Below are 25,259 nucleotides of genomic sequence, written 5' to 3'. Positions count from 1 at the left end.
AACATGGGATAATTTGGTTTTATTTGGGGGTAAAATGGAAAAGAATTTAATTAAAAACAAGGACTTTATTTTACTTATAATAGGTAAAGTTATATCATTTATAGGAACAAGAATGAACAGTTTCGCTTTTGCATTATATGTTTTAACTATAACTGGTTCTGGAAGTAAATTTGCATCCATTCTTATAGTAGGTATTATACCTCAAATTATTTTAACGCCTGTTTGTGGAGTTTTAGCAGACTGGTTAGATAGAAAGAAAATCATGGTATATATTGATAGTGCAATGGCTATTTTATTTACTACTTTATCAGTAATAGCATTTATATCGACTATAAATTTAACACATATTTATATAGCAGTTATTTTAGGATCTATATGTCAGGCACTTTATAACCCTGCAGCAGGAGCAGCTATACCAAGCTTAGTAGAAAAAGAACTTTTAGTTAAGGCAAATTCTATAGATAGTACAGTAACTACATTAGGTGGACTAATAGCTCCAGCTATAGCGGCCGCCATATATGGGATATTTGGAATAAAGATTATATTACTTTTGAATGCTATAAGCTTTATCATAGCATCTATTATGGAAGCTATGATTAATCTTAAGACTGAAGTTAAAAAGTTGGAGGGGAATGTTTATAAAGAATTTTTTAATGATTTTAAAATAGGGTTTGATTTTATAGTAGGAAATAACTTTTTGAAATATATTATGATTTTTTGTTTTTTTATAAATGGTGTTCTTGGAGGTTCTATGAGTGTAGGGATACCTTTTATATGTAAAATAGTACTTAAAATATCAGATATGCAGTTTGGATTAACTGAAACAGCTATGGTATTTGGCTCATTAATAGGTGCTTTATTATCACCTATGATAGCTAAAAAAATAAGTCTTGAAAGATTATTTAGTTTAGTTATATTGGGTTGTGGAATTTTATTATTCCTTGTGGGGATAGTAGTAAATAGTAATATCATAAGTGTTGTAAACAACTTATTTGTTACGTGGATATTATTTTTATTAATACTTACTACATTTACTATAATAGCAACTTTTATAAATATATCTATGGGAACTATGATGCAGAAATTAACACCTAACAATATGTTAGGTAGGGTTATGGCCACTGGTGGAACTATTGCAATAATAGCTATGCCTTTTGGACAAGTAATTTATGGAGTTTTATTTGATAAAGTGATAACTTTTTATATATTTGTGGTCTCAGCTGCCATATTAACTACTATTGCTTTAATATCATTTAAAGTATTAAAAGCTCAGGATGAGAATTTAGTAGCTATACTAGAAGAATAAGAAATAAATAAATAAACTAGTAAAAGCCTTGGAATATGATGTGCTAATCCCTTAGTAACAGTTTTTATTATTTAAACTGTCCACCATAAGGGAAGTATATCAATAACCAAGGCTTTTTGTATTCTAAAATCGAGATATTTTATAGAAAATTTTAAAACACGAATAAGGAATATATATTAAGTAAGAAAAGTTACATGTTTTTTATTCTCTTGTAAGCTTCAATATAATATCTTTATGTTCAGGATAGTCATTTAAAAGATTATTTCTTTCAAAAAGTTCAAAATCTTTAAATTCAAATCCTGGTGAAACCATACAGCCAACTAATGCATATCCAGGGTTATTCATAGCAGAACCAAAGATATAATTCTTAGGAACTAGAAATTGAGGGACTTCACCTTTTTCAATATCTAAACCAAGTTGCGCTGTAGTAAGTTCGCCTTCTGGACTTATCATATAAATTGTAAGAGCAGAACCTGAGTGATAGTACCACATTTCATCTGATTTAAGACGATGAAAATTAGAAACTTCACCATCTCTAAGTAAAAAGTATATACTGGTCCAAAGAATTCTTTCACCTTCAAATTTTGTTCTTAAATCATTAGAAGTAATATTTTCAGAGGATGCAAAACTCTCTTTATAATATCCTCCTTCTGGATGTTTAATCATGTCAAGTTTTTCTATAAAGTAATTAGCTGAAAACATAGTTGTCTCCTTCCTTAGTTAAAATTTATTTTGAATTATTATTTTATTTGATAAAAAAATGTTTACATTAATTATAAAATTAATAATGCTATAAATCAATTAAATTATTAATTTTATAAGTTTTAGAAGTTCCATAGAAATAGAATTATCATCAACATTCATAGGAGCTGTAGTAGGAAATAAAGTATACATTCTATAAATATACACACCTATAAATAAGCTAGCAATTAAAGTATATAAAAATAGTTCATTTCGTTTACTACCTAATAAAGGCTTGTCTGCACTTATTAAAAAAATTATAAATGGAATAACTATAAAGAAAAGTGGATGATAATGAAAAGCAGTCTTAAAATCTAATCTTAATAAAGCCAAGTGAGCTCTTGTAAGTCCACAGCCAGGGCATGGTATGCCTGTTATAGCTTTTATAATACACATTCCTTTGGTAAGTATGATAAATAGTGCTATACAGATTATTAATATAAAATTATTTTTTAGAAATAATTTAAAATTTGACATTTAAAAATTCTCCTAATATATTTTAAAAAATTAGAAATACCTATTTATTATTTAAGCATTAGCTTAGAAATAAAGCAAGTATTTTAAAGGAGACGATTTAAAGCTATAAGGAATATTAAATTAAATAAAATTAATAAATAAAATAATATAATTAGTAAAGAATATAAATAATAATTGCTAAGGAGGAGTCTAAGTTATGTCATATAAAAGTATAATTTTTAGAGCAGTTAGCACTTATTTTATACTACTTTTTTTAGCAAGGATTATGGGGAGAAAACAAATATCTCAGTTAACATATTTTGATTATATTGTTGGAATAACAATTGGATCTATTGCTGGTGAAGCTGCTATAGATCCTAATGTAGATATGCTGGATGGAATGTTTGCTGTTTTTATATGGAGTGTTCTTACAATATTAATTTCAGAAGTTAATTTGAAAAATATTAAAATAAGATTATGGGTAGACAGTGAGCCATTATTGATTATAGATAAGGGTAAAGTTATTTATAAAAATATGAAAAAAGCTAGGTATAATATTGGAGATTTATTAATGCAGCTTAGAGATAAGGATATTTTTTATATTACTGATGTTGAAATAGCAATATTAGAACCTAATGGAACACTTAGTGTTTTGAAAAAGGCAGAGAAGAGTGAATTAACTGTAAGTGATATGAATATTAAAAAAGCTAAAACTGGTATAATGGCTGAACTTGTTCTAGATGGAAAAATATTATCATCACATTTAAGGCAAGTTAAAAAAGATGAGAATTGGATTTTTGAACAATTGAAAATAAGAAATATTAATAATATTAAGGATGTAGTTTTTTTTGGTGTTCAAGCTGATGGGCAAATATATATTGTTACTAAAAATAATTAAAATATAAATTTCAAATTTGGGAATAAATAATATAGATATAATAATTTTAGTTAGGAAAGTAATAAATTATATTAAAAATGAAGGAGTTGTTAGATTTGAAAAAGCTATTATATATTACCGTTAATTCAAAGCCAGAAAATCTATCTTCAAGTAAAACTGTGGGAAGAGAATTTGTTAATAGGTTTATAACTAAATATCCAGAATTTCAATTAGAAGAATTAGACTTATATAAAGATCATATACCAAGATTAAAATATCAATATTTTGAAAATAGAAATGATGCAATAAATAAAGATAATACTCAAGGCTTATCAGCAGAAGAAAAAAAAGAAGTTGATAGAATTATGTGCTTATGTAATCAATTTATAGAAACAGATGTATGTGTAATAGCAGCACCAATGTGGAGTTTATCATTTCCAGCACCATTAAAAGAATATATAGATTGTATAGTTCAAGTGGATAAAACAGTAAGCTTTGCTGGTGGAAAACCAAAAGGATTACTAGACGATAAAAAGAGAGCCGTAGTATACGTACAATCTTCAGGCGGAAATATTCCATGGATGTTTGGTCCAATGGCTAATAAAGGGTTAAACTATATAGAGGACATAATGAATTTTATGGGAATTAAAAATTTCCAAAAGCTACTAGTAGATGGAACAGGTTATACTGAAAAAGATATGATAGCTGCAATTGAAAAAGCAAAGAAAGAAATAGATGATATAATAGATAAAATTGAAGTTTAAAAATAGCTGATTAAAAATGGTTTTAATAATTATCATATATTTAAATTCTCTTATAACATATAAGGGAAAAGAGAATAATTTTTGATGACTTGGAAAATGTTTTGAAACAGAAAAATTATTCTCCTTTTCCTAAAGCTTATAAGGATTCTATAAATAAAGTCTAGTTTCTAATTTCTTATCATATTCAGACCAACCATTTTCAAGAGTTTTTGATTTTATTTGATTAATTTTATTCATAGTAGCGTCAAGATTATCAGCAAGATTTATTATAAAGGATTCTTCCATTTTCATATTTCTAGGAGAGCCGTATTCGAGCTTACCGTGATGTTGAACAATGCAGCCTTTTATTCTATTAACAAAATCATCAGAATAAAAACTTGGATTTTCGTTAATAGCTCTATCTATTAGTTGAACTCCAATAACTATATGACCTTCCATTTCTCCACGTAATGTATATTTAAAAGAACCATTAGAATCAAGCTCGTATATTTTGCCGATATCATGAAGTTTTGCACCAAGAACTGCTGTTTCAGTTCTTTTACATTCATATCTTTCACAAAGAACAGAAGTTAAATACATAACTCCAAGTGTATGTTCTGCAAGACCACCTATGTAATTATGGTGCATAGATACGCCACCTATACCTTTCTTAAATTTTTCTAAAAAAGTTTCATCTTTAAAGAAATAATCATTTAATGCTTTACCTTCTCTAGAAAATATATATTTTTTAGTAAGTAAATCAATTTCGTTCATAATATCTTCTATAGGTCTTTTAACTATAGGGAGATAATCCTCTATTTTATAGTCAGATAGGATTTCATACTTTTTAATTTCCAGATTCGAATCTTTGACTCCTTCAACATAAATCACAGTACCTTCTTTTATATTTCCATCTTTATTAGAGAGGGTTGCTTTTATATCACCTGTTTTGTCAGCTAATATACAAACAACTTTATTAGAATCATTAAAAATTATTTTGTTTACAATTAAAGAAGTTTTTAATGATTTTCCGTTTTTTATATTATCTAAAAATTCATCTTTTTTACCCATATAAATTCCTCCAAAATTATTATCATTAAATATTATCTACAAGTAACAATAAAATATTATAGAAATTTAGATGAATAAATTATTTTGAAGTTTAATAGAATATAGGCTTACTAATGATTTAGTAAGCCCATAAACTTTTGTATAGTAGAAAATTAATAATATTTGCAAATTAATTTATATTAATATTTTAAGTTATTAGAATTAAATTCATATAGATGTTATTTTATACTTTCACATCTAATAATTGACCACGATTAGGATCTATAGCACATGTTTCAATCATTTTAGTCATATTATTAGCATTTTCTTTGCCTGTATCCATAGACATTTTAAGTAGGCTAATTCCTACGGCATCTTGTAATGCAGATTGATGCATGGAAACTGATAAAGCACCTATATCCATATATATCACCTCCTTAATATTATTATCGTTATTTTATAGTAAATATGTAGATGAATAAAGTTTATTAATAATATTGACATTAGTAAAAAAAGGTATTACTATAAAAATATATTAGTAGTACATAATGTACTACTAAATACGAGCGGTTTATATAAATTATATTAAAGTATTAATATAAGGGGTGTATCATGAATAAAAAATATTATAGTAAAAAATCTTATTATAATGCTATATTACAGATAGCAATACCAGTATCGACTCAAAGTTTATTTCAAGCTTCGTTAAGTGTTATTGATCAATTTATGGTAGGTCAGCTTGGGCAAGAAGCAATTGCAGCTGTTGGACTAGGATCAAGATTTCCATTTGTTTTTTTAGTAACTTTAACGGCAATTGGTGCAACAACATCTATTATGGTATCTCAATACTGGGGGAAAAAAGATAATAAAAATATAACAAATGTATTTGCAGGAAATTTAATATTTGGAATGATTATAACATTAATATTTTCTATAATTTCACTAAGCTTTTCAAAACAAGTTTTAGGTTTTTATACAAAAGATAGTAATATAATTAAATTAGGAAGCGAATATCTTATAATTAACGCTATTTCGTATGTACCCATGTTACTAATTACGATTTATGCATCAATTCTAAGAAGTACAGAACATATTAAATCTCCGATGTATGCAGGAGTATTTGCAGTAATATTAAACACACTATTAAATTATATTCTTATATTTGGGAAAATTGGTTTACCTACAATGGGGTTTTTAGGGACAGCATATGCTACAACTATTACTAGATTTTTAGAGGCTGTACTACTTATAGCTTTCACGTATATTAATAAATATCCAGGAGCTTATAAATTGAAGGATATTAGCAATGTTTCATTTGAGTTTATGAAAAAAATATTTATTATAGCTATACCATTATTAATAAATGAATTCATGTGGGCTTTAGGGGAGACAATGTATTCAATTGTATATGGAAGAATGGGTACAGCAGAAGTCGCTTCTATGACATTGACTTATCCGATTCAAAGCTTAAGTATAGGTTTGTTTTCAGGTGTGAGTAGCGCTGCTGGAATTATAATAGGAAATAAGCTTGGAGTAGGAGAAAATGAGCTTGCATTTAAATATTCGAAAAAATTTGTTAGATTAGGAATTATTGGATCAGTAGTTTTTGGAGTTTTATTAGTAGCTTGTTCAAATTTATATATTTCAGTGTTTAATATAGCTAGTGATTTAAAAGAATGTACATTTAAGTTATTAGTTATGTTTAGTATAGTTTTATGGATTAAAGTGTCAAATATGATTATAGGTGGTGGAATTTTAAGAAGTGGAGGAAAAACTAAGTATACACTTTATTTAGACATGCTTGGAACATGGGGAATTGGAGTGCCTATTGGATTTTTTTCAGCCTTTGTTTTGAAGTTACCAATTCAGTGGGTTTATTTAATAATTTCAGGAGAAGAACTTGTAAGATTTATTGTTGGTCTTAAGATAATGTATTCAAGAAGATGGATGAGGAATCTAACAGAATCAAATTCAAAGGTTAGTATAGAACAAGTAATTTGAAAATGTTATTTTAACTATATTAGGAGTGAGCATTTATGAATATTAATGTAAAAGAAATGATTATTGAGTTTTCAAAAATAGAAGAAGTAGAGGGAATATTATTAGCCGGATCACATGCAATGAAAACTAATGATACAGATTCAGACTATGATATATATGTTTATTCAACTAAAGAAATATCAGTAGAAAAAAGAAAATTAATTATTAATAAATATTGTGATTATATGGAGGTTAATAATACATTTTGGGAAATTGAAGATGATGGATTTTTAAAAGATGATAATATTCCAATAGAAATTATATATAGAAATTTACAGTGGATTAATGATACATTAAGTAGAACTGTAATAAAATTTGAAGCAGATGCAGGATATACTACTTGTTTTTGGGCTAACTTTATAAATTCAATTATACTTTATGATAAGCAAGGAGAATTAAAAAAACTACAAGATAAATACAATATAAAGTACCCTAATGAATTAAAGAAAAACATAATAAAAAAGAATTATCCTTTATTAAAGCTTCAAATGCCCGCATATTATTATCAAATAGAGAAAGCTTTAAAAAGAGCTGATTTTATAAGTATAAATCATAGAGTTTCAGCGCTATTTGCTAGCTATTTTGATATTATATTTGCGGTAAATGAAATACCACATCCCGGAGAGAAAAAAATTATTAAGATTATTAAAGATAAAAATTTAAAAGTACCAGTAGATATAGAAAAAAATATTGATAATATTTTAAATTATTCGGTATTAAAGAATCCAAAAATATTATTAGAATTAGATGAATTAATTCGAAATTTAGATATATTTTTAAAAGATGAGGGACTATATATATTTAATAATAAAGATTTGCCTATATAGAACTTATATCTTTTGTTTATTAATAAGGATGTAAATAAAATATATATTCAAAAGTGTAAAATAAAAGATTATGGAATTTGAAGGTTTATATTGGTAAAATAATAAGGAAGTTCGTAGTAAATAGTGTAAAATAGATTATTTAATATAGAGAGGAGAATAGGTGTGGAGGAAATATTATGTTTATTAGAGAAAATGAATTTTTCAAAAACAGAAGCATCAGTATATGTTAATTTACTTCAAAATTCAAGTTTAAATGGTTATCAAATTGCTAAGAATTTAAACATGTCACGTTCCTCAGTTTATGGAGCTTTGGATAATTTATATAAAAAGGGTATTGTATTTTCATTGCCTGGAGATTCTCAAATATATAAGGCAGAAAATCCTAAAGTATTAATAAATAAGATGAAAAATGAAATTGTTCAAACAGCAGATTTGTTAGAAGAAAAACTGCAACAATTAAAGTATTCAGATTCTGAAGAAAGGTATTTGAATATAGCTGGATATGATAATATTATTTCAAAAGCTAAGGAATTATTATTAACAGCAAAAAAAGAAGTATATATAAATACCGATTTAGATTTACAAATGTTTTTGAAAGAGTTTATTAATCTTAAGAAAAGGGGCGTTAGAATAATTATATTTTCCTTTGCTAAAGTAAATTCTGATAATTTACCAGTAGAAATATATACTCATAATAATGCTAATTGTGGGGGAAAAGAAACAAGAATAATGATGGTTGTAGATTGCAAGAAAACATTAATTGCAGATAGAGGACCTCATAGAGAAGAGTTCTTAGGTACATTTACAGATAATTTGCTTTTAGCTTCAGTTGTTTCTGAACATATTCATAATGACATATATCTTTTGAAATTAAAGAATAAATATAAAGATAATTTAATTGATGAAGATATTAAGTTAAATACATTACTTGAAAATAGATGAAATATAGAATAAAAAACTAATAATATAAAAGAAGAACCTATTTTAAAATTTTTATAATTTAAAGATAGGTTCTATTTTTAATAGGATAAAACTTGAAATTTGTTTTAAAATTCTAGTTCTTATTTAAAATCTGTGCGAGAAGATGGATCATTGTCACCATAAGGAGTACTTTGATTTTGCTTATTCTTAATTTTTGCAGCGTAATTATTAGTTATTGAACTAGGATTTTGTCTTTTCTTTTGGTTAATAGAATGCATATCTTTCATAATTAAATCCTCCTCATAAGTCAATAAAACTTCTATATTAGCTTATCCATTATTAATAAAAATATTATATATTCTTAGAAGAGAATGTTACCATTAGAGTGAACATTTTTGAAATATATTAGCCTTTTTTATAAATAAAGACATTTTCAAAACAATTAATGCTTTAATATGACTTATATATAAATAAGTTTTCAATGTCAACATTAAATGTTATAATTTGTATAAAGAAATTCTAAAAATTGTAAAACTTTGGGATGAAATATTAGTGATTAAGGATAAGTATCACCATGGTGATTTAAATCAAAAACTTATAGAGAATGGATTATTGCTATTAAATAAAGAAGGTGTTGATGGTTTTTCACTAAGGAAGGTTGCTAGCATGTGTGGTGTAAGTCATAATGCACCATATAAACATTTTAAAGATAAAGAGGAACTCATTGATGAGATAATAAAAGAGGTTTGGAAAAGCTTCTACTTAGCATTAGCTGAAGTAAGAGATTTGTATTCTGATAATCCCAAAATTTAAATAGCTGAAATAGGGAAGGCTTATGTGAAATTTATGGTGGAAAATCCAGAATATTTAAAGTTTATGTTTTTATCAGATGATAAATCTTCAATAAATATTGAAGAGGATAAAATAGGTGAAAATAATAATACAGCATTTAATGTTTTCAAAGAAAGTGCAGATGAATATTTAAAAGAAATAAATATGAATGAAGATTTATTTGTAGAAAAAATATTAATTATGTGGAGCTTAGTTCATGGCATATCTGTATTAATAGCTAAAAAAAGTATTTCGCATGATGAGAATTATTTAAATATGGTAGAGAAGATGATATACGATACTTTAAAAGGAATGGAAGTAACTAGATTATAAATTTAAAGGGGGCATTTTATATAATAATTTTAAAGAGTGAGGACTCAATTGGGATATTTTCGCCATCATCACCAATAACATGTAAATCACCTAATAGGTTTAAAAGGGCAAAGAAATATTTGGAAAATAAGGGGTTTGAAATAATAGAAGGAAGCTTAACAGGAAAAGCTGATTTCTATAGATCAGGAAGTATTAAGGAAAGAGCTGAAGAATTAAATGATCTTATTAGAAATAAAGATGTCAAATGTATAATGTCTACTATAGGTGGAATGAATTCAAATTCAATTCTTCCATATATAGATTATGAAGCCTTTAAAAAAGATCCTAAAATAATTATTGGTTATTCAGATGTTACAGCAATTTTGCTTGCTATATATGCAAAAACAGGAATAAACACATACTATGGACCAGCGCTAGTAGCATCTTTTGGAGAGTTAGAGCCATTTGTAAGTGAAACTTATAAGTGTTTTCAAGAGATAGTTGAAGAAGAAAGACTTTTTCCTTATGAGATAGATAAACCTAAATATTGGACTGATGAATATATTAATTGGGAAACTCAAGATAGAAGTAAGGAACAAAGAAAAAATGAATGGATAACAGTTTATGATGGTGTTGTTAGAGGAAGAGTAATAGGTGGAAATTTAAATACTATGCAGGGGATATGGGGAACTGAATATATGCCTGAAATAAAGAATGGGGACATACTTTTTATAGAAGATTCCTTAAAAGATGCATCTACAATAGAAAGAAGTTTTTCATTACTTAAGCTAAGTGGAGTTTTTGATAAGGTATCAGGAATAATACTTGGAAAGCATGAACTTTTTGATGATTTAGGAACAGGCAGAAAACCATATGAAATACTTTTAGAAGTATTAGGAGATAAAAAACTTCCTTTCATAGCAGATTTTGATTGTTGTCATACTCATCCTATGATTACTTTGCCTATTGGATGTATTATAGAGTTAGATGCAAGCAATAAGCATATAAAAATCATTGAAGATTGGACTAAATAAAAAACAGATAGATAAGTGATAACTTTAAAAGTGGGGCGATTATATGGAAGTAAAAATAATTCACAATAAGGAAGAAGTAAAAAAGTATTTAGAGGATAAAAATATATCAAATTTTATGTATCATTGTAGTAACATAGAAAAAGACTTTTGGGAATATAGTCAATTTTATGGATTATATGAAGGTGATAAAGTAATTGCTATGGCGATTTTTATAATAAAATATGGTGAACCTATTTTATTAGCAACTTCATATTGTAAAGAAGATAAGTATCAAGAAATCTTATTAGAAAAGTTAATCGTTTTTTTACCTAGTAATTTATATAGTCATTTAAATATAGGTTCATATAAACTTTTGAAGAATGTAAATCACGTTAATTCAAGATGTTCATTTTATAATATGAAATTAAATGAGGATAAATTTAATTTTGACAATGCAAGTGAAAATATAGTGAGAATTAATTATGAGGATAAAGACAAATTAATAGAACTATTTGAAAGTAGTCATCCAGAGTATATGTTAGAAGAAAAGTATTTAAAAGAAGGATTTTTCTATGGAATTTGGGATAAGGATAAACTTATATCAGTAGCTGGAGTATTTTCAAATTCAGAAGAAATGGGAGTTATGCAGATAGGAAATGTTACAACTCATTATGAGTATAGAAATAAAGGATTAGCAAAACAAGTAATAACTAAATTAATAATGGATAACAAGAGGAAAAATAGAAAATTTGTTTTAAATGTAAAGAAGGACAACTTAGGAGCTATCAATGTATATAAGAAATTAGGTTTTGAAATCATTGGAGAATTTGAAGAGGTTATTACTGAATAATTTAATTATAGAATAAGTGCTATAAATATATTAAAAGAGATATATTTATAGCTTTTTTTATGTGTAATAAGTTAAAGCATACCTAAAATTTTTAATAAACAGAGAATGTATAAAAGTATTTAATACGTCTATGAGCTTTAGTTTAATTTATAAATATTAATAACATTATTAGGAATTTCAAAAACTTTATATGTATTTTTAGTTTTAAATTCATAATAGTAAATTGCATTTTCAGTTATCGGAAGAGTTCCTTCTACCTCTTCAATAATTTTTGAATCAGGTGTTGAGCCTAAAAAGTAGAACCCTTTCTCATCTAGTGAAAATTTAGGCAGTTTTATTCTAGTAAACTTATCTTTTGTATTTAGAATTACCTCTTTTTGTAATGAGTTTACATCTAAAAGATAGAACTTATTTATAAATTCACTATTTTCAACATTAGCAGCAGTAAATAAAATCTTAGTTGCATCATTGTTAACAGAAATATCATTTATATTTTTGTTTGTAGAGTAGATTTCTTTTTTCCTAATTCCATTTTCGGTATATTGAATAATTTTATGCTTTGGAATATGAGGATAGTGAGTGGTACTAAATTCTTTTAATGAATGTTCTATCGTATAAACTTTATTATTAAGTTCATTATAACAAAATGTATAGATAGTAGAATCATTATCTTCATTATGCCATATATCAATTTTAGAATTAGCTAAATTATAGGTGCCTAATGTACGATGGTGATATTCTTTAATAAAGGTCCTGAAAACCAAAATCAGAATAGCTATGATTTGTTCTAGAGTAAATGGTCTTAAATTTATTTGAGTTAATATCATATATACCATAGGTAGAAACATAATCACCATTTATTTTATCAGTATACATTATTGAGATAGATGTATTTTTTTTATTTGAGGTTATAATTTTATTATTTGGTATATTAGTGAAAGTTATGTTTTTACTAAAATTAACTTTATAATAATTTTAAAATATAGACATAAATAATATTAGTATAAGAAAATATATTGATTTTTTCACCATTTGTTCTCCTTTTATAGAAATACGAATTATAAAATTATAAATGTAGTATTTCAAAGAAAGATTATATTCATACAAGCATAGGGTATAATACTGGGAAATAGTATTTTTCTGAAATAGGAATGTAAAAAGTATACGGGAATCATATATTAAAATATTAAAAATATCAGCTATTATTTATTATATAGATAATGTTAAATATCAGTAAATTGCTATTTTATATAAGTATAAAGTAAAAAAATTTATAGAAAAAGGTGGACAGCCACAAGTTAAATTTTGTAGAAGAGTAAAATAATAAATATTTTGGGTTGGTATCAGTTTAATAATTGAATTTAAGAAGGTATTAAGACAAGTTAATAGAATATAGTACTATATGAAACAATATAGATTATATTGTTTATGTAATTTTATTATAAATACTTATCTTGGCGTTTTAATACACGAGATATTTTTAGGAGTGTAAAATTTGAATAAAAAATTACAAAAAAATAAAATTAAGAATGTATTAAAGAAAATGGTTTTTATTATACTAGCTATTGGGATAGGTGGAATAATAGGTATAATTATAGGCAAGGTAACTTCAGGAAACAGCATTTTTATAAATTTAATATGTATTATGCTTATTATAATTGCTTTCATATTACAATTAATATTACATGAATTAGGACATTTAATTTGTGGAATTTGGTCTGGGTATGAATTTGTATCTTTTAGAGTTGGAACATTAACCTTTGTAAAGGAAAATGGTAAAATAGTAATCAAAAAGTATAAAATTGTTGGAACAGCAGGACAATGCCTTATGATGCCACCAAAAGGGAATGAATATGATTATCCGTATGCTTTTTATAATTTAGGTGGAATATTAATGAATGTATTAATATCATTTTTAAGTATAATTTTATATATAGTATTCCCTATGCCTAAATTACTTGGGACATTTTTAATTTTTATTACGATTAGTGGAATTTATGATCTACTTGCAAATGGTATTCCAATGAAGGTATCAGGGGTTGTTAATGATGGTTATAATTTGTTATCACTCAAGAGAGATAAATTTGCAAGATATTCATTTTATACTCAACTTAGGGTAAACGGATTACTTTATCAGGGAGTAAGAATGAAAGACATACCAGGAAAGTGGTATGAAATACCTTCACAAGTTGATTTAAGCAATTCATTATTTAGTAGTATGAAATGCTTAGAGGCAGCATACTATCATGATAGAAAAGAATTTGATAAAGCAAAGGAATGTTATGAAAACTTACTAAATGACGCACCTAATTTGATTAACTTATTTAAGAATGAAATTAATTGTGAGCTTCTTTTTTATGAGATAATAGGTGAATGTAGACAAGATGTAATTGATGAATTATATACAAAAGAATTGAAAAAATATATTAAGGCAACTAATTGTTATATAACAAGGAAACGTTTAATGTATACTTATGCTGTTATAATTGAAAAAGATATAGAAGAAGCAAACAAAATATTAAATGAAATTGAAAAGATTAAGAAAACATATCCAGCTAAAGCTGAAATTGAGAGTGAATTAGAAATAATAGAATTTGTAAAACAAAATAAATATTAATAAGTGAAAATCATTGACAAGAAAATACTTCGGGAGTAGAATTAAAATATACTTCGGGTTAAGAATAATTTGAGGGGGAATAGAGTATGATAACTAATGAAAATTTTAATATAGAAACTTTGATTTTAAATTATATAGATGAATTTAAATTTTTATTATTTCCAGATCAGTGGAGTAATGCTTTTTTAGATTATTCTAAGAATGAAGTATTAGCAATTTTACTAATTTATAGACAAAAAAGTGTTACTATGTCTGATGTTGCTGAGTATATTAATGCACCTTTAAATACAGCTACTGGTGTGATTAGTAGATTAGAAAAGAAAGAAATAGTAGAAAGAAAAAGAGATGCTGAGGATAAGAGAGTAGTAAATATTACTTTAACAGATAAAGGTTCACAGTTTGTTGAAGCTGAAAAAGGTGATATTGAATACTATATTAAAAAAATATATGAAGCATTAACTGAAGAGGAAAAGAAGATTACTTTTAGTATAGTCAATAAGGTTATTTCTGTATTAAAGGAAGGAAAGAATACTGTTAATAAGAAAGAAAAAGTAGTTAAGAAAGTTAAAAGGATAAATATAGAATAGCTTATTTAAGTAAGCTGTTTTTTTTACAAAATACTTCGAGCAAAGAACTAATCTTTAAACGAATTAAAGGAGGATTATCATGAGTAGAATTATTATTTTTACAGGTAAAGGTGGAGTAGGAAAAACAAGTATTGCAGCTGCACATGCAGTAAAGGCTGCAAAGGAAGGATTTAAAACTTTAATAGTTAGTACAGATATGGCTCATAACTTAAGTGATATATTCGAAAAAGAAATAAAAGAAGAGCCAATAGAGATTTTTAATAATCTGCATGCTTTAGAAATAGATCCAAATCATGAAATGGAGAGACATTATGGAGAAATAGCAAAGGCTTTTAAAAATATGATACCTAAAAATAATGAAGAAGATGCTGAAATTTTTGAAGATATAGTTGTATTTCCAGGAATTGAAGAGTTATTTTCACTAATTAAAATTAAAGATTTATATGATGAGAATATATATGATTTAATAATTGTTGATTGTGCTCCAACTGGAGAAACGTTATCTTTATTAAAGTTTCCAGAACTATTTTCTTGGTATATTGAGAAGCTATTTCCAGTAGGTAAAGTGGCCATGAAGGTATTAAGACCTATATCAAAAGTTGCCTTTAAAATTGAAATGCCTAATGATAAGGCTTTAAATGATATTGAAAAGTTATATGTAAGACTTAATGAATTACAAAATCTTTTAAAGAATAGAGAAATATGCAGTATTAGACTTGTTACTATACTAGAAAAAATGGTTATTGAAGAGAGTAAAAGAAATTATATGTATTTAAATTTATATAATTTTAATGTTGATGGCTTATATATAAATAGGATAATTCCAGAGGGTATAGACAATAGCTTTTTTAATGAATGGAAGGTAAATCAAAACCGTTATTTAGAAGAGTTGGAGGCAGTGTTTGTTAATATACCAACTTATAAAATAAAGTGGTATGAAGTTGATATAAATGGAATAGGAGGATTAGAAAGAGTTGTTTGTGATTCACTTAAGGATAAAGAATTATTTAAGGTATTAAAGAATACTCAAAATGAAATATTTGAAAAGATAGATGATAGATATAGATTAGAAGTTTATATACCGTTTGCAAATAAAACAGATTTTGATTTGTTTGAATCAGGTACAGATATAATTATTAAAATAGGTAATTTTAAAAGAAATATTCCTATACCAAATACAATAAGAAATCGTTCAATAGTGTCTGCAAAATTAGAAAATGAAAAGTTAAGTATTATTTTTGAATAGGAGGCTTTTATCATGAATAAGGAATTTATTAAAAAGGTTATTCAAATAAAAAGACTTGAATATGAAGTTTTTAAGCAGATAATGCCAAGTTCAGTTAAAAATAAAGTAGATAAATTTGAGAATGAAGTTTTTAATTTAGTAAAAGATATTGCATTTGAAATAATTAATGATGATATGAAAGAAAAGGTTAATGTGAAAAGCAAAAACACAAAAAAGATAAGTGTTGATTTTAATTAAGAAGGGGGAGATGGAAAATGAGAATAATATTATATACAGGTAAAGGTGGAGTAGGGAAAACAAGTATTGCAGCGGCTACAGCTTGTAAAATAGCAAGTGAAGGCAAAAGAGTATTAGTTATAAGTACAGATTTAGCTCATAGTTTAAGTGATTCTTTTGAGGTAAAGTTATCTAATGAGCCTATACAGATATCGGAAAACTTGTATGCTATGGAAATAGATTCTAATGTAGAGAATGAAAAAAAATGGGGAAATATAAAAGGCTATTTTGAAAAACTAATGATATTAAAATCAAAGGAAACTATAGAAACAGAGGAATTATTAGTGTTTCCAGGCTTTGAAGAATTACTAGCTTTAATTAAGATTAAGGAGCTATATGATGGGGGAGAATATGATGTTTTAATAGTTGATTGTGCTCCAACCGGAGAAACTATGTCATTACTTAAGTTCCCAGACTTATTTAAATGGTGGATGGAAAGGATATTTCCTATGAAGAAAAAGGGAGCTAAGATAATGAAGCCTATCATAGAACCAACTATGAAAATACCAATGCCTACAGATGATGTTTTTGATGAAATTGAAAATTTATATGCTAAAATTGATGAACTACATTCGCTTATGCTGAATAAGAAGATAGTTAGTATAAGAATAGTAACTACACCTGAAAAGATAGTTGTAAAAGAAGCTAAAAGAAGTTTTTCTTATCTTCATTTATTTGATTATAATGTGGATGGAATAATAATAAATAAGATATTTCCTGAGGAATCTATAAAAGGATATTTTGAAAAATGGGAAGATATTCAAAAGCAAAGCATTAAGGACATTGAAGATAGCTTTAATGGAATTCCTATTTTTAAACTAGAGTTAATGAAAAGTGAGCTTAGAAGGTATGAGCTTCTTAAAAAAGTTGGAGATAACATCTATAGAGAATTAAGACCAGAAGAAGTATTGTTTAAGGAACAGATATTTTCGATTAATAAGGAAGAAGAAGGTTATATATTATCTGTAAGGATGCCGTTTGTAGATAGAAGAGAGTTATCTCTTTCGCAAAATGGAGATGAGCTTATAATTGGTATAAAGAATGAAAAAAGATGTTTTGTATTACCTAAAAAACTTCAATCAAAAGAAGTTTTAGGTGCAAAATATGATGATGGAAAATTAAATATTAAGTTTGCTTAAACTTATATAAGATCAAAGACCATATATAAAATTAATATATGGTCTTTGATTTTATCAGTTCTATTCGTTCTTTTGGATTTAGTATTAGTAGATTATCTAGCTTTATTTCAGAAGGTTTTCTTGATATTCCATGTATTGGAATAACATGTTTTGCATTTATTAATTTAGCTGCTTTACTCATTTCTTCAGGTCCCATATTGAATTGACCATCATAAGGAAGAAGGGCATAGTCTATGTTTTTATCTTTTAAATTTTTCATCTCGTCTATCATAGAAGTATCTCCAGCATGATAAATTTTAATGCTATCAACGTTATTTATTATGCATATAATTATTCTAGAAAATATTATAACCTTATGTTACATTTTTATGTGTTTTCCAGACTTAATGATAATTATTTAGATGGAGAATTTTTAACTTTAGTTATTCTAAAATTTTACAGATAGTTTACGAAATTATAATCTTAAAAGAACTATTAAGATGCTAAGATTGAGAAGGTGAAAAAATCTGAAGGAGCAAGGAAATGAAAGAATAGTTTTTTAGTTTATAAAATAAAAAAATTTATTTATTACATTAGCAAACTCAAATAAATAGGAGGAGAATTTATGAAATCAATAAATAAGAATAAACTATTTATACTATCGATAGTAGTTTTATTTTTTGCAGTTGTAGGAACGTTAACAAATAGTAGCATAATAAATAATAAAAATACAGTTGAGAAGAGTTTTTTGGCAAAAAGTCAGGAATGTTATACAAGTGAAAAAAATTCCCAAGACTTAAAGGTACATTTCATAGATGTAGGTCAAGGGGATTCTATTTTAATTGAGAAAGATGGGGAAGCTATGTTGATAGATGCAGGAACTACAGATCACGAAAAAACAGTAATTAATTATATAGAAAAACAAGGAATAAATAAGCTAGATGTTGTTGTTGCAACACATCCACATGAAGATCATATTGGAGGGATGCCAGGTGTTATAAATACCTTTGACATAGGAAAAATGTATATTCCTCAAGTATCTGCAAATACAAGAACATTTGAAAGAATGGTAAGTGCCGCAAAAAATAAAAGGGTAAAGTTCATTTCACCAGTTGTAGGGGATAAATTTAATATAGGAAACGCAAGGTGTACAGTATTAGCACCAAAGAATGATGACTATGAAAATATTAATGATTATTCAATAGTAGTTAAATTAGAATATGGAAACACAGTTTTTTTATTTACAGGAGATGCACAAGAGGTGTCAGAGAAGGAAATGCTTAAAAGTAGGTTTAATTTAAAAGCTGATGTTTTAAAGGTAGGACATCAAGTAGCGAGGAGTTTTTATCAGCAGTATCGCCGAAATATGCTGTAATTAGTGTTGGTTATGGAAATAGTTATGGACATCCAAATCAAGGAACAATAGAAAGACTAAGAACTGTAGGAGCACAAATATTTAGAACTGATGAAGTTGGAGATATAGTAGCAATTAGTAATGGAAATTCTATAAAATTTAATAAAATATATGAAAATTATAGCGATAATTATGAAAAAAAATTTAAATAAAGTGATTGTTAGATAGTTATATTAAATGCATTGAAAAGAGGATTTAATAAAAAAATCCTCTTTTTGTTATAAATGTTTTAATAGAAGGTTATAAATATTTCAATATAACTCTATAAATACACAATTTGTGAACTTATATACAAATTTGCAAAAAAATACTATATATGATATAGTTATCCAAAAAGAAACGTGTATGCAAGAACTAAACTTTAAGTAAAATATATACTTATATTTTAGTCTTATATCATACAGCAATTAATCATACAGAAAATAGGAACAGAATTTTTAAGTATATGATAATAAATGAAATATTAAATAAAGTAGGAGTTTGTAAGTATGAGTTATATAAGTTATTTAGATTATTATATGCCTAAAACATATGAAAAAGCAGAAGAAATTCTAAAGCAGATAAATGATGAATCTATTAATATAAAATATATGTTGAATCAGGGCAAGCTTGAAAATATTTCTGTGGAAAATGAATTAAACAATCATGAAATGATATTTAAATTAATGGACAAGTATATTGAGAGTAATAATTCAGCAAGTGACTTTGATGCTATTATTTTTCAGGGAGCTGACAGAAATATTTGTAATGAAACAAGCATTCCTTATGTAATTATTGAAAAATATAATATGAATAAAGCAACAGTTTTTGCTTTAAATCAAGAATGTTCAACAACACTTCAAGCGATTGAACTTGCTGATGGATTAATTAATAGTAATAAAGCAAAAAAAGTGTTAATAGCTAGTATTTGTAGAGCTGATAATGTACAAGAACGTTATGTATTTCCTACTATATTGGGGGATGGGGCTGGATTAATTGTAATTGAAAATCAAGGTAAATTAAAGATTTTAGATTCTTTTTCAAGGACAGATGGTACTTATAGTTATAAAAAGTATATGAATATTCCGTATATACTTTCTGAAAAAGATATTACTATAAATATAAAAAATGCCATATTAAAACTTCTTGAAAATAATAAATTAACAACTGATGATGTTAAATTTATAGTTCCACAAAATGTGAATGAAATTGTATATAGATTACATGCTAAGGTTTTGAAAATATCTCCAGAAAAGTTTTTCTTAAAAAATATACCCTTTGGGGGTCATGTTGGAGATATAGATACTATTAGAAATTTAAAGGATATTATTGATAAAAATTTAGTATTTGAAAAGGAAAAATTAGTTTTATTTGCAATGGGGATGATTGCTGAGAATCAAACTTATGTATCTATATTAATAGAAAAAAATTAGCTTTTTAATAGAAAAAATTAAGTATTTAAGTATAAAAGAGGAGTGGCTTATTTATGGAACAAAAAATAATTGAAATTTTATCAGAAATAAAGGAAGATGAAGCTTTGAAAGATTCATTGACATTAGATTCAAATATAATTGATGATGTAGGAATTGATTCATTACAAATGATTAATTTCATTTTGAGGGTAGAAGAAGTTTTTAATAAAGAAATTGATTATGAAAAATTTGAATTCTCCTATTTACAATCTATAAATTCATTTTGTAATTATTTAAAAACAATATAGTTAAGGAGTTATTAATGAATAAGACTATTTTAATTGGAGAATTCAATTCAGAAAAATATTGGAAAGATGAAGGTTATGCAAAGCTACCAGAAATTCCAGATAAGAATAGTTATAACATAATACGTTCAATGGATGAACTTTTATTTCCATTAGCTAAATCAAAAGATTTGTTAATAACAAGATATAAGTTCAATTCTTTTTTAAAAGACTATTTAGAGAGTATAGGGTTTGATTTTTTATGTACTAATAAAAATGTAGAAACGGTTGAAGATATAAATGATAATAGTATCTTTGAGGTCTTATACAAAAATAAGAATTTGTTTAATGATATTTTCCCTTATGATGTCAAGGATAGGAGCTTAGAACCCTATTCTATAATGAAGTATTGTAAAAACTTAGCTTATTCTTTAAACCTTAAATATAATGGATGTGACTATAAAATAGTAAAGAATGTTAATTCAAAAGTATATTCTCAAAATTTATCTAAAATTTTGAACCTTAAATATTATGGTGAGATTATAAGTAGCCATGAAGAACTTGTTTTATTGAGTAATGAAGCTAAATTTAATAATGGATTATTAATTAAAGATCCATATGGTGTATCTGGAAAAGGAAATATGCTTTTAAATTCAAAAGTACTTATAAATAGAATTGCAAAATATCTTAAGGCACAAGAGGATAAAGGGTTAAAAACACTTTTTGTAGTAGAGCCATTTCTCCAAAAGGAAATTGATTTTTCATGTGGTCTTAACATCTCTAAAGAGGGTAAGATTAAAATTATTAGCGTACAAAAAATGATTAATTCTAATTTTGCCTACTTAGGTTCAATTACTGCTGATAAAGATTTTGTAGATTATTTATATAGAAATAATTATTTCTACACTATAGAAAAGATTGCAGATAAATTACATGAAGATGGATATTTTGGAGATGTATGCATTGACTCTATGATTTTGGCTAATGGAGATATTGTACCCATTATAGAAATAAACTGTAGAAAATCCATGGGTTTTATAAATTACTATTTGGATCAATATTTAAAAAGATATAATTTAAAGGGTTCTTTATGTTTCCTTAATTTAGGATATAAAAAGGATTTAACATTTGAAATTTTATTTGAAGCTTTAAAAAGTAAAGGACTTATTTTTTATAGTAATTTGACTACAGGCTTAATACCTATTTCTTCAAATACTATGTTTATAAATAGAGACTTGGATATTTCGCCAAAAGAAGAAAAAATATATAAGGGCAGATTTTATATGTGTATTGTATCTAGTGATAGTGAAGAAAGAGAAAATATATTAGATAAAGTAAAGAAGACTTTATATGAATTATCCGTTCAGATATATAATTAGATGATTTTAATAAAATGTTATTTAGTAAAAAGAGGTAAATAAATATGAAAGTTGCAGTTTTATGTTCAGGAGTAGGACTTGGAGTTTATGTTCCTGGTTTAATAATAAATAGAGATTTAAAAAAGAATGATATATCTTCTGAAGTATTTGTACTTGAAAATCTTATTGTTGAAGAGAAAAAGGATAAAATACCAATTAATAAAGATGCATATCATAAAAATTTTTCAGTAGCATTAGTAGGACTTAAGATATCCAAAGATATGATGTCATCAATATGCAATCAAAAGCTTGAGAATATTATAGATTATTGGTTTAGAGAAAAAATAAATTACTTTATTGTTGTTTCTGGTTTTTGGTTGCCAATAATAGAGCTTTATAAACAGAAATATAATGAATTAGACATACATTGTGAGTGCATTCATATAGATAGTGATTTTTCAGCTTCTTGGAAAAAGGTTAAGAATATTCCAAGTTATTGTCACAATGAATTTTTATACAGTTACAATGATAATAAGCTTTTAAAAGATTTACTTATTTCTGATGAATCTCCTATAGAGTTTAAAGACAGAGAGGACAGGCTTTTAATTCATGGAGGAGGATGGGGACTTGGAACCTATACTAATAAAATAAATGAACTTAATGAATTTTTAATTAAACTTTACATTATTGCTTATGATTATTCTGAGGTTAAATTTAATGATGAACTGAATAGGTATTTTATGATTGATCCAAGTTGGAATCCATGGATAAGAGATAAAGATGACAATTATATATTTCCTCCTTTTGCAGAAGTAAAAACTAATGTAACTGAATTTAAAAGCAATGATAATTATCCAGATGTATTTAATTTAATTCGTAAATCAAAAGGAATCGTTAGTAAACCAGGTGGTGCAACACTTATTGATTCTTTATCATCTGCTACACCCTTAATAATGTTAGAGCCTTTTGGAGAATATGAAAAGAAAAATGCAACTTTATGGCAAAGTTTGGGGTTTGGTATATATTATGATGATTTTATAAAAATACATTATAAAATGGAATTTTTAGAGAAACTTCATCTTAATATTTTGAATGAAATAGGAAAAAGAGAAAGTTATACTTCTTATTTAATAAATAAAATAAATGGAGGTTTTTTATGCAACCAAATACTAATGTAAAATTTGATGAAAATAGTTTTAATATACTTAAAAAGACACTAAAAAATATATCTAATACAAAACATAATAGAGATAGTAATAGTTCATTTGCTACTAACCTTCCAGTAGAAATAGGAATTCAATTAACTAATAGATGTAATTTACGTTGTAAGCATTGTTTTGAGTGGAATAAGGATGGATATCTTCAGAATGTGGATGAGTATACAAAATCAGGGGAGTTAGATAAATCAGTATTAAAGCAAATCTTTCTTCAAACTAGAGAGGCTAAGTCTAATATGTATTTATGGGGGGGAGAACCTCTTTGTTATAGTTATTGGGATGAAGTAATTTCAATACTTGAAGAGGATAAACGTTGGACTATAATATGTACAAATGGAATTCTTGTAGATAAAAAATTAGATTCATTATTAAAGATATCAGAAAATGTAGTACTACTTATTAGTGTTGATGGATTTGAAGAAGAAAATGATGCTATTCGTGGAAAAGGTACATTTAAAAAAGTGATTGAGAATATAAAACTTTTAATGGATTTAAAGAAAAAAGGAATCTTTAAGGGAGAAGTTTCCGTAAATTGTGTTATAAGTGAAGCTATGACTGGTAAACTATATGATTTTATGGAGTTTTTTGAAAAGTTAGGAATTAATACTGTATATTTTGGTTATCCATGGTACCTTCCAGAAGATACTGCAAATAATATGGATATATATTTCAAAGAAAATTTTGATTGGTTAAAAACATTTAATGATGATTATATTCCAAGCTGGCATTCATACAAATATAATCTTAATAAAGATATTTTGAAAGTTTTAATTCCTGAAATTCAAAGGTTAAATAGTAGGGTTTGGAATATAAGAATTAGATTTCAGCCAGCATTAGAAATACCGCAAATTGAGAACTTTATAGCTGGAAAAGAGATTCCAGCACAACATAGAAAGTGTTGTTTGTCAATTTCAAATCGTATGAATGTGCTTCCATCTGGTAAAGTAACTGTATGCAAGAATTTTCCTGAATTCACTGTAGGAGATTTGAATAATGAGACTGTAGAGGAATTATGGCACAATAATAATTTTAAAAAATGTAGGGAAATTCTTAGTTCAAACTTAACTCCTGTATGTTCTAAGTGTATTCTACTATATTTACATGGAGTATAATAAGTCTTTATTATCATAAGGTTTATGAATATATTATGATATAGAAATAGTTTTAAGTTAATTATTTAGATTTTAAAATAAATTTGTGTATCTTTTTATAGAAATTTTTGGAAAATAAAAGTTTTTTATGTTTTACTATCAGGAAAGGTTTATTGGATATTATATTATTTACTTTGCGCTTATAATTTAATTTATTAAATTAATAAATTATAGAAGTTCATTTTAGCTATAATTATGTTAAAATATATTATAACTGTTATAGTAGAGAAAAGAGTTCTTTGATAATTGATAGGAGTGAGTAAATGTACAAATTTGAAGATATAATATCAGGAGATTTTTCTAAATATGATGAAGAAACTCAAACATATATGAAGATATATACTGAGAAGATTAGAGAAAAGATAAAAGTTGAATTAATAAATCATATAGTTAGTGAGATGCTTGAAAATGCAGAAAAGAATAAAGAAAATTTTATAAATACTTTAAGTGAAATTTTAGAAAATGGATATAAAGGGCTTAATAAAATGCCTACTGGAGCTCTTTTGAATATGTACTTAGAACGTAAAAATCAAGAAGAATTCATAAATTTATTGGAGAAAATAAATGATGAAATAATATAAAATATTTATAAAAAAAATATATATGGGTATAATTAAAATAGAGTTTATATAA

The 25,259-nt window shown here is 25.8% G+C and carries 29 protein-coding genes; 22 read left to right on the top strand and 7 right to left on the bottom strand.

Features of this window, described 5'->3' with window-relative positions; all coding sequences use genetic code 11:
- The first annotated feature begins 34 nt into the window (after window positions 1-34).
- Entirely contained in the window at window positions 35-1,306 is a 1,272-nt protein-coding gene (locus BUB01_RS02255) for an MFS transporter (protein WP_072984881.1), read from the top strand.
- A gap of 201 nt (window positions 1,307-1,507) precedes the next feature.
- On the opposite strand, the gene BUB01_RS02250 is transcribed toward BUB01_RS02255, so the two are convergent.
- Window positions 1,508-2,008: a cupin domain-containing protein gene (locus BUB01_RS02250; RefSeq protein WP_072984879.1), complete on the bottom strand. Its 501-nt coding sequence runs from the start codon at window positions 2,006-2,008 to the stop codon at window positions 1,508-1,510.
- Between the two features lie 99 nt (window positions 2,009-2,107).
- A complete protein-coding gene (locus BUB01_RS02245) occupies window positions 2,108-2,524 on the bottom strand; it encodes a DUF2752 domain-containing protein (protein WP_072984877.1) in 417 nt (138 codons plus the stop codon).
- Window positions 2,525-2,720: 196 nt separating this feature from the next.
- On the opposite strand from BUB01_RS02245, the gene BUB01_RS02240 reads away from it, so the two are divergent.
- Together BUB01_RS02240 and BUB01_RS02235 are read left to right on the top strand one after the other, a co-directional pair.
- Window positions 2,721-3,401 carry a DUF421 domain-containing protein gene (locus BUB01_RS02240; protein WP_072984875.1) on the top strand — a complete coding sequence of 227 codons (681 nt, stop codon included), beginning with the start codon at window positions 2,721-2,723 and terminating at the stop codon, window positions 3,399-3,401.
- Window positions 3,402-3,496: 95 nt separating this feature from the next.
- On the top strand, window positions 3,497-4,144 hold the full coding sequence (locus BUB01_RS02235; RefSeq protein ID WP_072984873.1) for an FMN-dependent NADH-azoreductase: 648 nt from the start codon (window positions 3,497-3,499) through the stop codon (window positions 4,142-4,144).
- 147 nt (window positions 4,145-4,291) lie between these two features.
- Here the strand turns inward: BUB01_RS02235 and BUB01_RS02230 are convergent, their stop codons facing one another.
- Both BUB01_RS02230 and BUB01_RS02225 read right to left on the bottom strand, forming a co-directional pair.
- A complete protein-coding gene (locus BUB01_RS02230; protein WP_072984871.1) occupies window positions 4,292-5,194 on the bottom strand; it encodes a 3'-5' exoribonuclease YhaM family protein in 903 nt (300 codons plus the stop codon).
- A gap of 223 nt (window positions 5,195-5,417) precedes the next feature.
- On the bottom strand, window positions 5,418-5,597 hold the full coding sequence (locus BUB01_RS02225; RefSeq protein ID WP_072984869.1) for a YjfB family protein: 180 nt from the start codon (window positions 5,595-5,597) through the stop codon (window positions 5,418-5,420).
- 188 nt (window positions 5,598-5,785) lie between these two features.
- On the opposite strand from BUB01_RS02225, the gene BUB01_RS02220 reads away from it, so the two are divergent.
- The 3 genes from BUB01_RS02220 to BUB01_RS02210 all read left to right on the top strand — a co-directional run bounded on the left by BUB01_RS02220 (window position 5,786) and on the right by BUB01_RS02210 (window position 8,982).
- Window positions 5,786-7,174: an MATE family efflux transporter gene (locus BUB01_RS02220; RefSeq protein ID WP_072984867.1), complete on the top strand. Its 1,389-nt coding sequence runs from the start codon at window positions 5,786-5,788 to the stop codon at window positions 7,172-7,174.
- 35 nt (window positions 7,175-7,209) lie between these two features.
- Window positions 7,210-8,040, top strand: a complete 831-nt coding sequence (locus tag BUB01_RS02215) for a DUF4037 domain-containing protein (protein ID WP_072984865.1) — start codon at window positions 7,210-7,212, stop codon at window positions 8,038-8,040.
- 162 nt (window positions 8,041-8,202) lie between these two features.
- Complete coding sequence (locus BUB01_RS02210; protein WP_072984863.1) at window positions 8,203-8,982, top strand: TrmB family transcriptional regulator; 780 nt, start codon at window positions 8,203-8,205, stop codon at window positions 8,980-8,982.
- Window positions 8,983-9,101: 119 nt separating this feature from the next.
- On the opposite strand, the gene BUB01_RS23055 is transcribed toward BUB01_RS02210, so the two are convergent.
- Entirely contained in the window at window positions 9,102-9,248 is a 147-nt protein-coding gene (locus BUB01_RS23055; RefSeq protein WP_159433197.1) for a hypothetical protein, read from the bottom strand.
- A 265-nt stretch (window positions 9,249-9,513) separates the two neighbouring features.
- On the opposite strand from BUB01_RS23055, the gene BUB01_RS23625 reads away from it, so the two are divergent.
- From BUB01_RS23625 to BUB01_RS02195, 4 genes are read left to right on the top strand one after another with little or no spacing between them, the layout of a single operon-like run.
- On the top strand, window positions 9,514-9,774 hold the full coding sequence (locus BUB01_RS23625; protein WP_242958352.1) for a TetR/AcrR family transcriptional regulator: 261 nt from the start codon (window positions 9,514-9,516) through the stop codon (window positions 9,772-9,774).
- Window positions 9,775-10,125 (top strand): TetR-like C-terminal domain-containing protein, encoded by a 351-nt coding sequence (locus BUB01_RS23620; RefSeq protein WP_341422240.1) that lies wholly within the window; start codon window positions 9,775-9,777, stop codon window positions 10,123-10,125.
- On the top strand, window positions 10,119-11,138 hold the full coding sequence (locus tag BUB01_RS02200) for a S66 family peptidase (RefSeq protein ID WP_341422239.1): 1,020 nt from the start codon (window positions 10,119-10,121) through the stop codon (window positions 11,136-11,138). The genes BUB01_RS23620 and BUB01_RS02200 overlap by 7 nt, the downstream gene beginning before the upstream one ends.
- A gap of 43 nt (window positions 11,139-11,181) precedes the next feature.
- Window positions 11,182-11,967: a GNAT family N-acetyltransferase gene (locus tag BUB01_RS02195; RefSeq protein WP_072984859.1), complete on the top strand. Its 786-nt coding sequence runs from the start codon at window positions 11,182-11,184 to the stop codon at window positions 11,965-11,967.
- Window positions 11,968-12,104: 137 nt separating this feature from the next.
- On the opposite strand, the gene BUB01_RS02190 is transcribed toward BUB01_RS02195, so the two are convergent.
- Window positions 12,105-12,824 carry a hypothetical protein gene (locus BUB01_RS02190; protein WP_207649968.1) on the bottom strand — a complete coding sequence of 240 codons (720 nt, stop codon included), beginning with the start codon at window positions 12,822-12,824 and terminating at the stop codon, window positions 12,105-12,107.
- 638 nt (window positions 12,825-13,462) lie between these two features.
- On the opposite strand from BUB01_RS02190, the gene BUB01_RS02185 reads away from it, so the two are divergent.
- The 5 genes from BUB01_RS02185 (at window position 13,463) to BUB01_RS02165 (ending at window position 17,832) form a co-directional block, all read left to right on the top strand.
- The gene (locus tag BUB01_RS02185; protein WP_072984855.1) at window positions 13,463-14,584 is read left to right on the top strand and encodes a zinc metalloprotease; all 1,122 of its coding nucleotides are present in this window, start codon (window positions 13,463-13,465) and stop codon (window positions 14,582-14,584) included.
- 86 nt (window positions 14,585-14,670) lie between these two features.
- On the top strand, window positions 14,671-15,171 hold the full coding sequence (locus tag BUB01_RS02180) for a MarR family winged helix-turn-helix transcriptional regulator (RefSeq protein WP_072984853.1): 501 nt from the start codon (window positions 14,671-14,673) through the stop codon (window positions 15,169-15,171).
- A gap of 79 nt (window positions 15,172-15,250) precedes the next feature.
- On the top strand, window positions 15,251-16,417 hold the full coding sequence (locus tag BUB01_RS02175) for an ArsA family ATPase (RefSeq protein ID WP_072984851.1): 1,167 nt from the start codon (window positions 15,251-15,253) through the stop codon (window positions 16,415-16,417).
- 12 nt (window positions 16,418-16,429) lie between these two features.
- Complete coding sequence (locus tag BUB01_RS02170; RefSeq protein WP_072984849.1) at window positions 16,430-16,654, top strand: hypothetical protein; 225 nt, start codon at window positions 16,430-16,432, stop codon at window positions 16,652-16,654.
- A gap of 17 nt (window positions 16,655-16,671) precedes the next feature.
- Entirely contained in the window at window positions 16,672-17,832 is a 1,161-nt protein-coding gene (locus BUB01_RS02165; protein WP_072984847.1) for an ArsA family ATPase, read from the top strand.
- A 31-nt stretch (window positions 17,833-17,863) separates the two neighbouring features.
- Here BUB01_RS02165 and BUB01_RS02160 read toward each other — a convergent pair whose 3' ends face one another.
- Window positions 17,864-18,133, bottom strand: coding sequence for an MBL fold metallo-hydrolase (locus BUB01_RS02160; RefSeq protein WP_278337106.1), 270 nt, complete (start codon window positions 18,131-18,133; stop codon window positions 17,864-17,866).
- A 303-nt stretch (window positions 18,134-18,436) separates the two neighbouring features.
- Here BUB01_RS02160 and BUB01_RS02155 point away from each other — a divergent pair, with 303 nt between their 5' ends.
- The 7 genes from BUB01_RS02155 to BUB01_RS02125 all read left to right on the top strand — a co-directional run bounded on the left by BUB01_RS02155 (window position 18,437) and on the right by BUB01_RS02125 (window position 25,207).
- Window positions 18,437-19,186 carry an MBL fold metallo-hydrolase gene (locus tag BUB01_RS02155; protein ID WP_084108190.1) on the top strand — a complete coding sequence of 250 codons (750 nt, stop codon included), beginning with the start codon at window positions 18,437-18,439 and terminating at the stop codon, window positions 19,184-19,186.
- Between the two features lie 527 nt (window positions 19,187-19,713).
- Window positions 19,714-20,637: a 3-oxoacyl-[acyl-carrier-protein] synthase III C-terminal domain-containing protein gene (locus BUB01_RS02150; RefSeq protein WP_072984843.1), complete on the top strand. Its 924-nt coding sequence runs from the start codon at window positions 19,714-19,716 to the stop codon at window positions 20,635-20,637.
- Window positions 20,638-20,690: 53 nt separating this feature from the next.
- Window positions 20,691-20,924: an acyl carrier protein gene (locus BUB01_RS02145; protein ID WP_072984841.1), complete on the top strand. Its 234-nt coding sequence runs from the start codon at window positions 20,691-20,693 to the stop codon at window positions 20,922-20,924.
- A gap of 14 nt (window positions 20,925-20,938) precedes the next feature.
- Window positions 20,939-22,279: a hypothetical protein gene (locus tag BUB01_RS02140; protein WP_072984839.1), complete on the top strand. Its 1,341-nt coding sequence runs from the start codon at window positions 20,939-20,941 to the stop codon at window positions 22,277-22,279.
- 44 nt (window positions 22,280-22,323) lie between these two features.
- Complete coding sequence (locus BUB01_RS02135) at window positions 22,324-23,436, top strand: hypothetical protein (RefSeq protein ID WP_072984837.1); 1,113 nt, start codon at window positions 22,324-22,326, stop codon at window positions 23,434-23,436.
- On the top strand, window positions 23,415-24,587 hold the full coding sequence (locus tag BUB01_RS02130; protein WP_072984835.1) for a radical SAM protein: 1,173 nt from the start codon (window positions 23,415-23,417) through the stop codon (window positions 24,585-24,587). Before BUB01_RS02135 ends, BUB01_RS02130 begins: the two co-directional genes overlap by 22 nt.
- Window positions 24,588-24,889: 302 nt before the next feature.
- Window positions 24,890-25,207 (top strand): hypothetical protein, encoded by a 318-nt coding sequence (locus BUB01_RS02125; RefSeq protein ID WP_072984833.1) that lies wholly within the window; start codon window positions 24,890-24,892, stop codon window positions 25,205-25,207.
- Window positions 25,208-25,259 lie beyond the last annotated feature (52 nt).

The sequence above is a fragment of the Clostridium cavendishii DSM 21758 genome, assembly GCF_900141845.1.
Classification (GTDB): Bacteria; Bacillota; Clostridia; order Clostridiales; family Clostridiaceae; genus Clostridium_AG; species Clostridium_AG cavendishii.
Note: the sequence above shows the minus strand (reverse complement) of the source record. Positions and strands in the feature narration are given on the sequence as shown.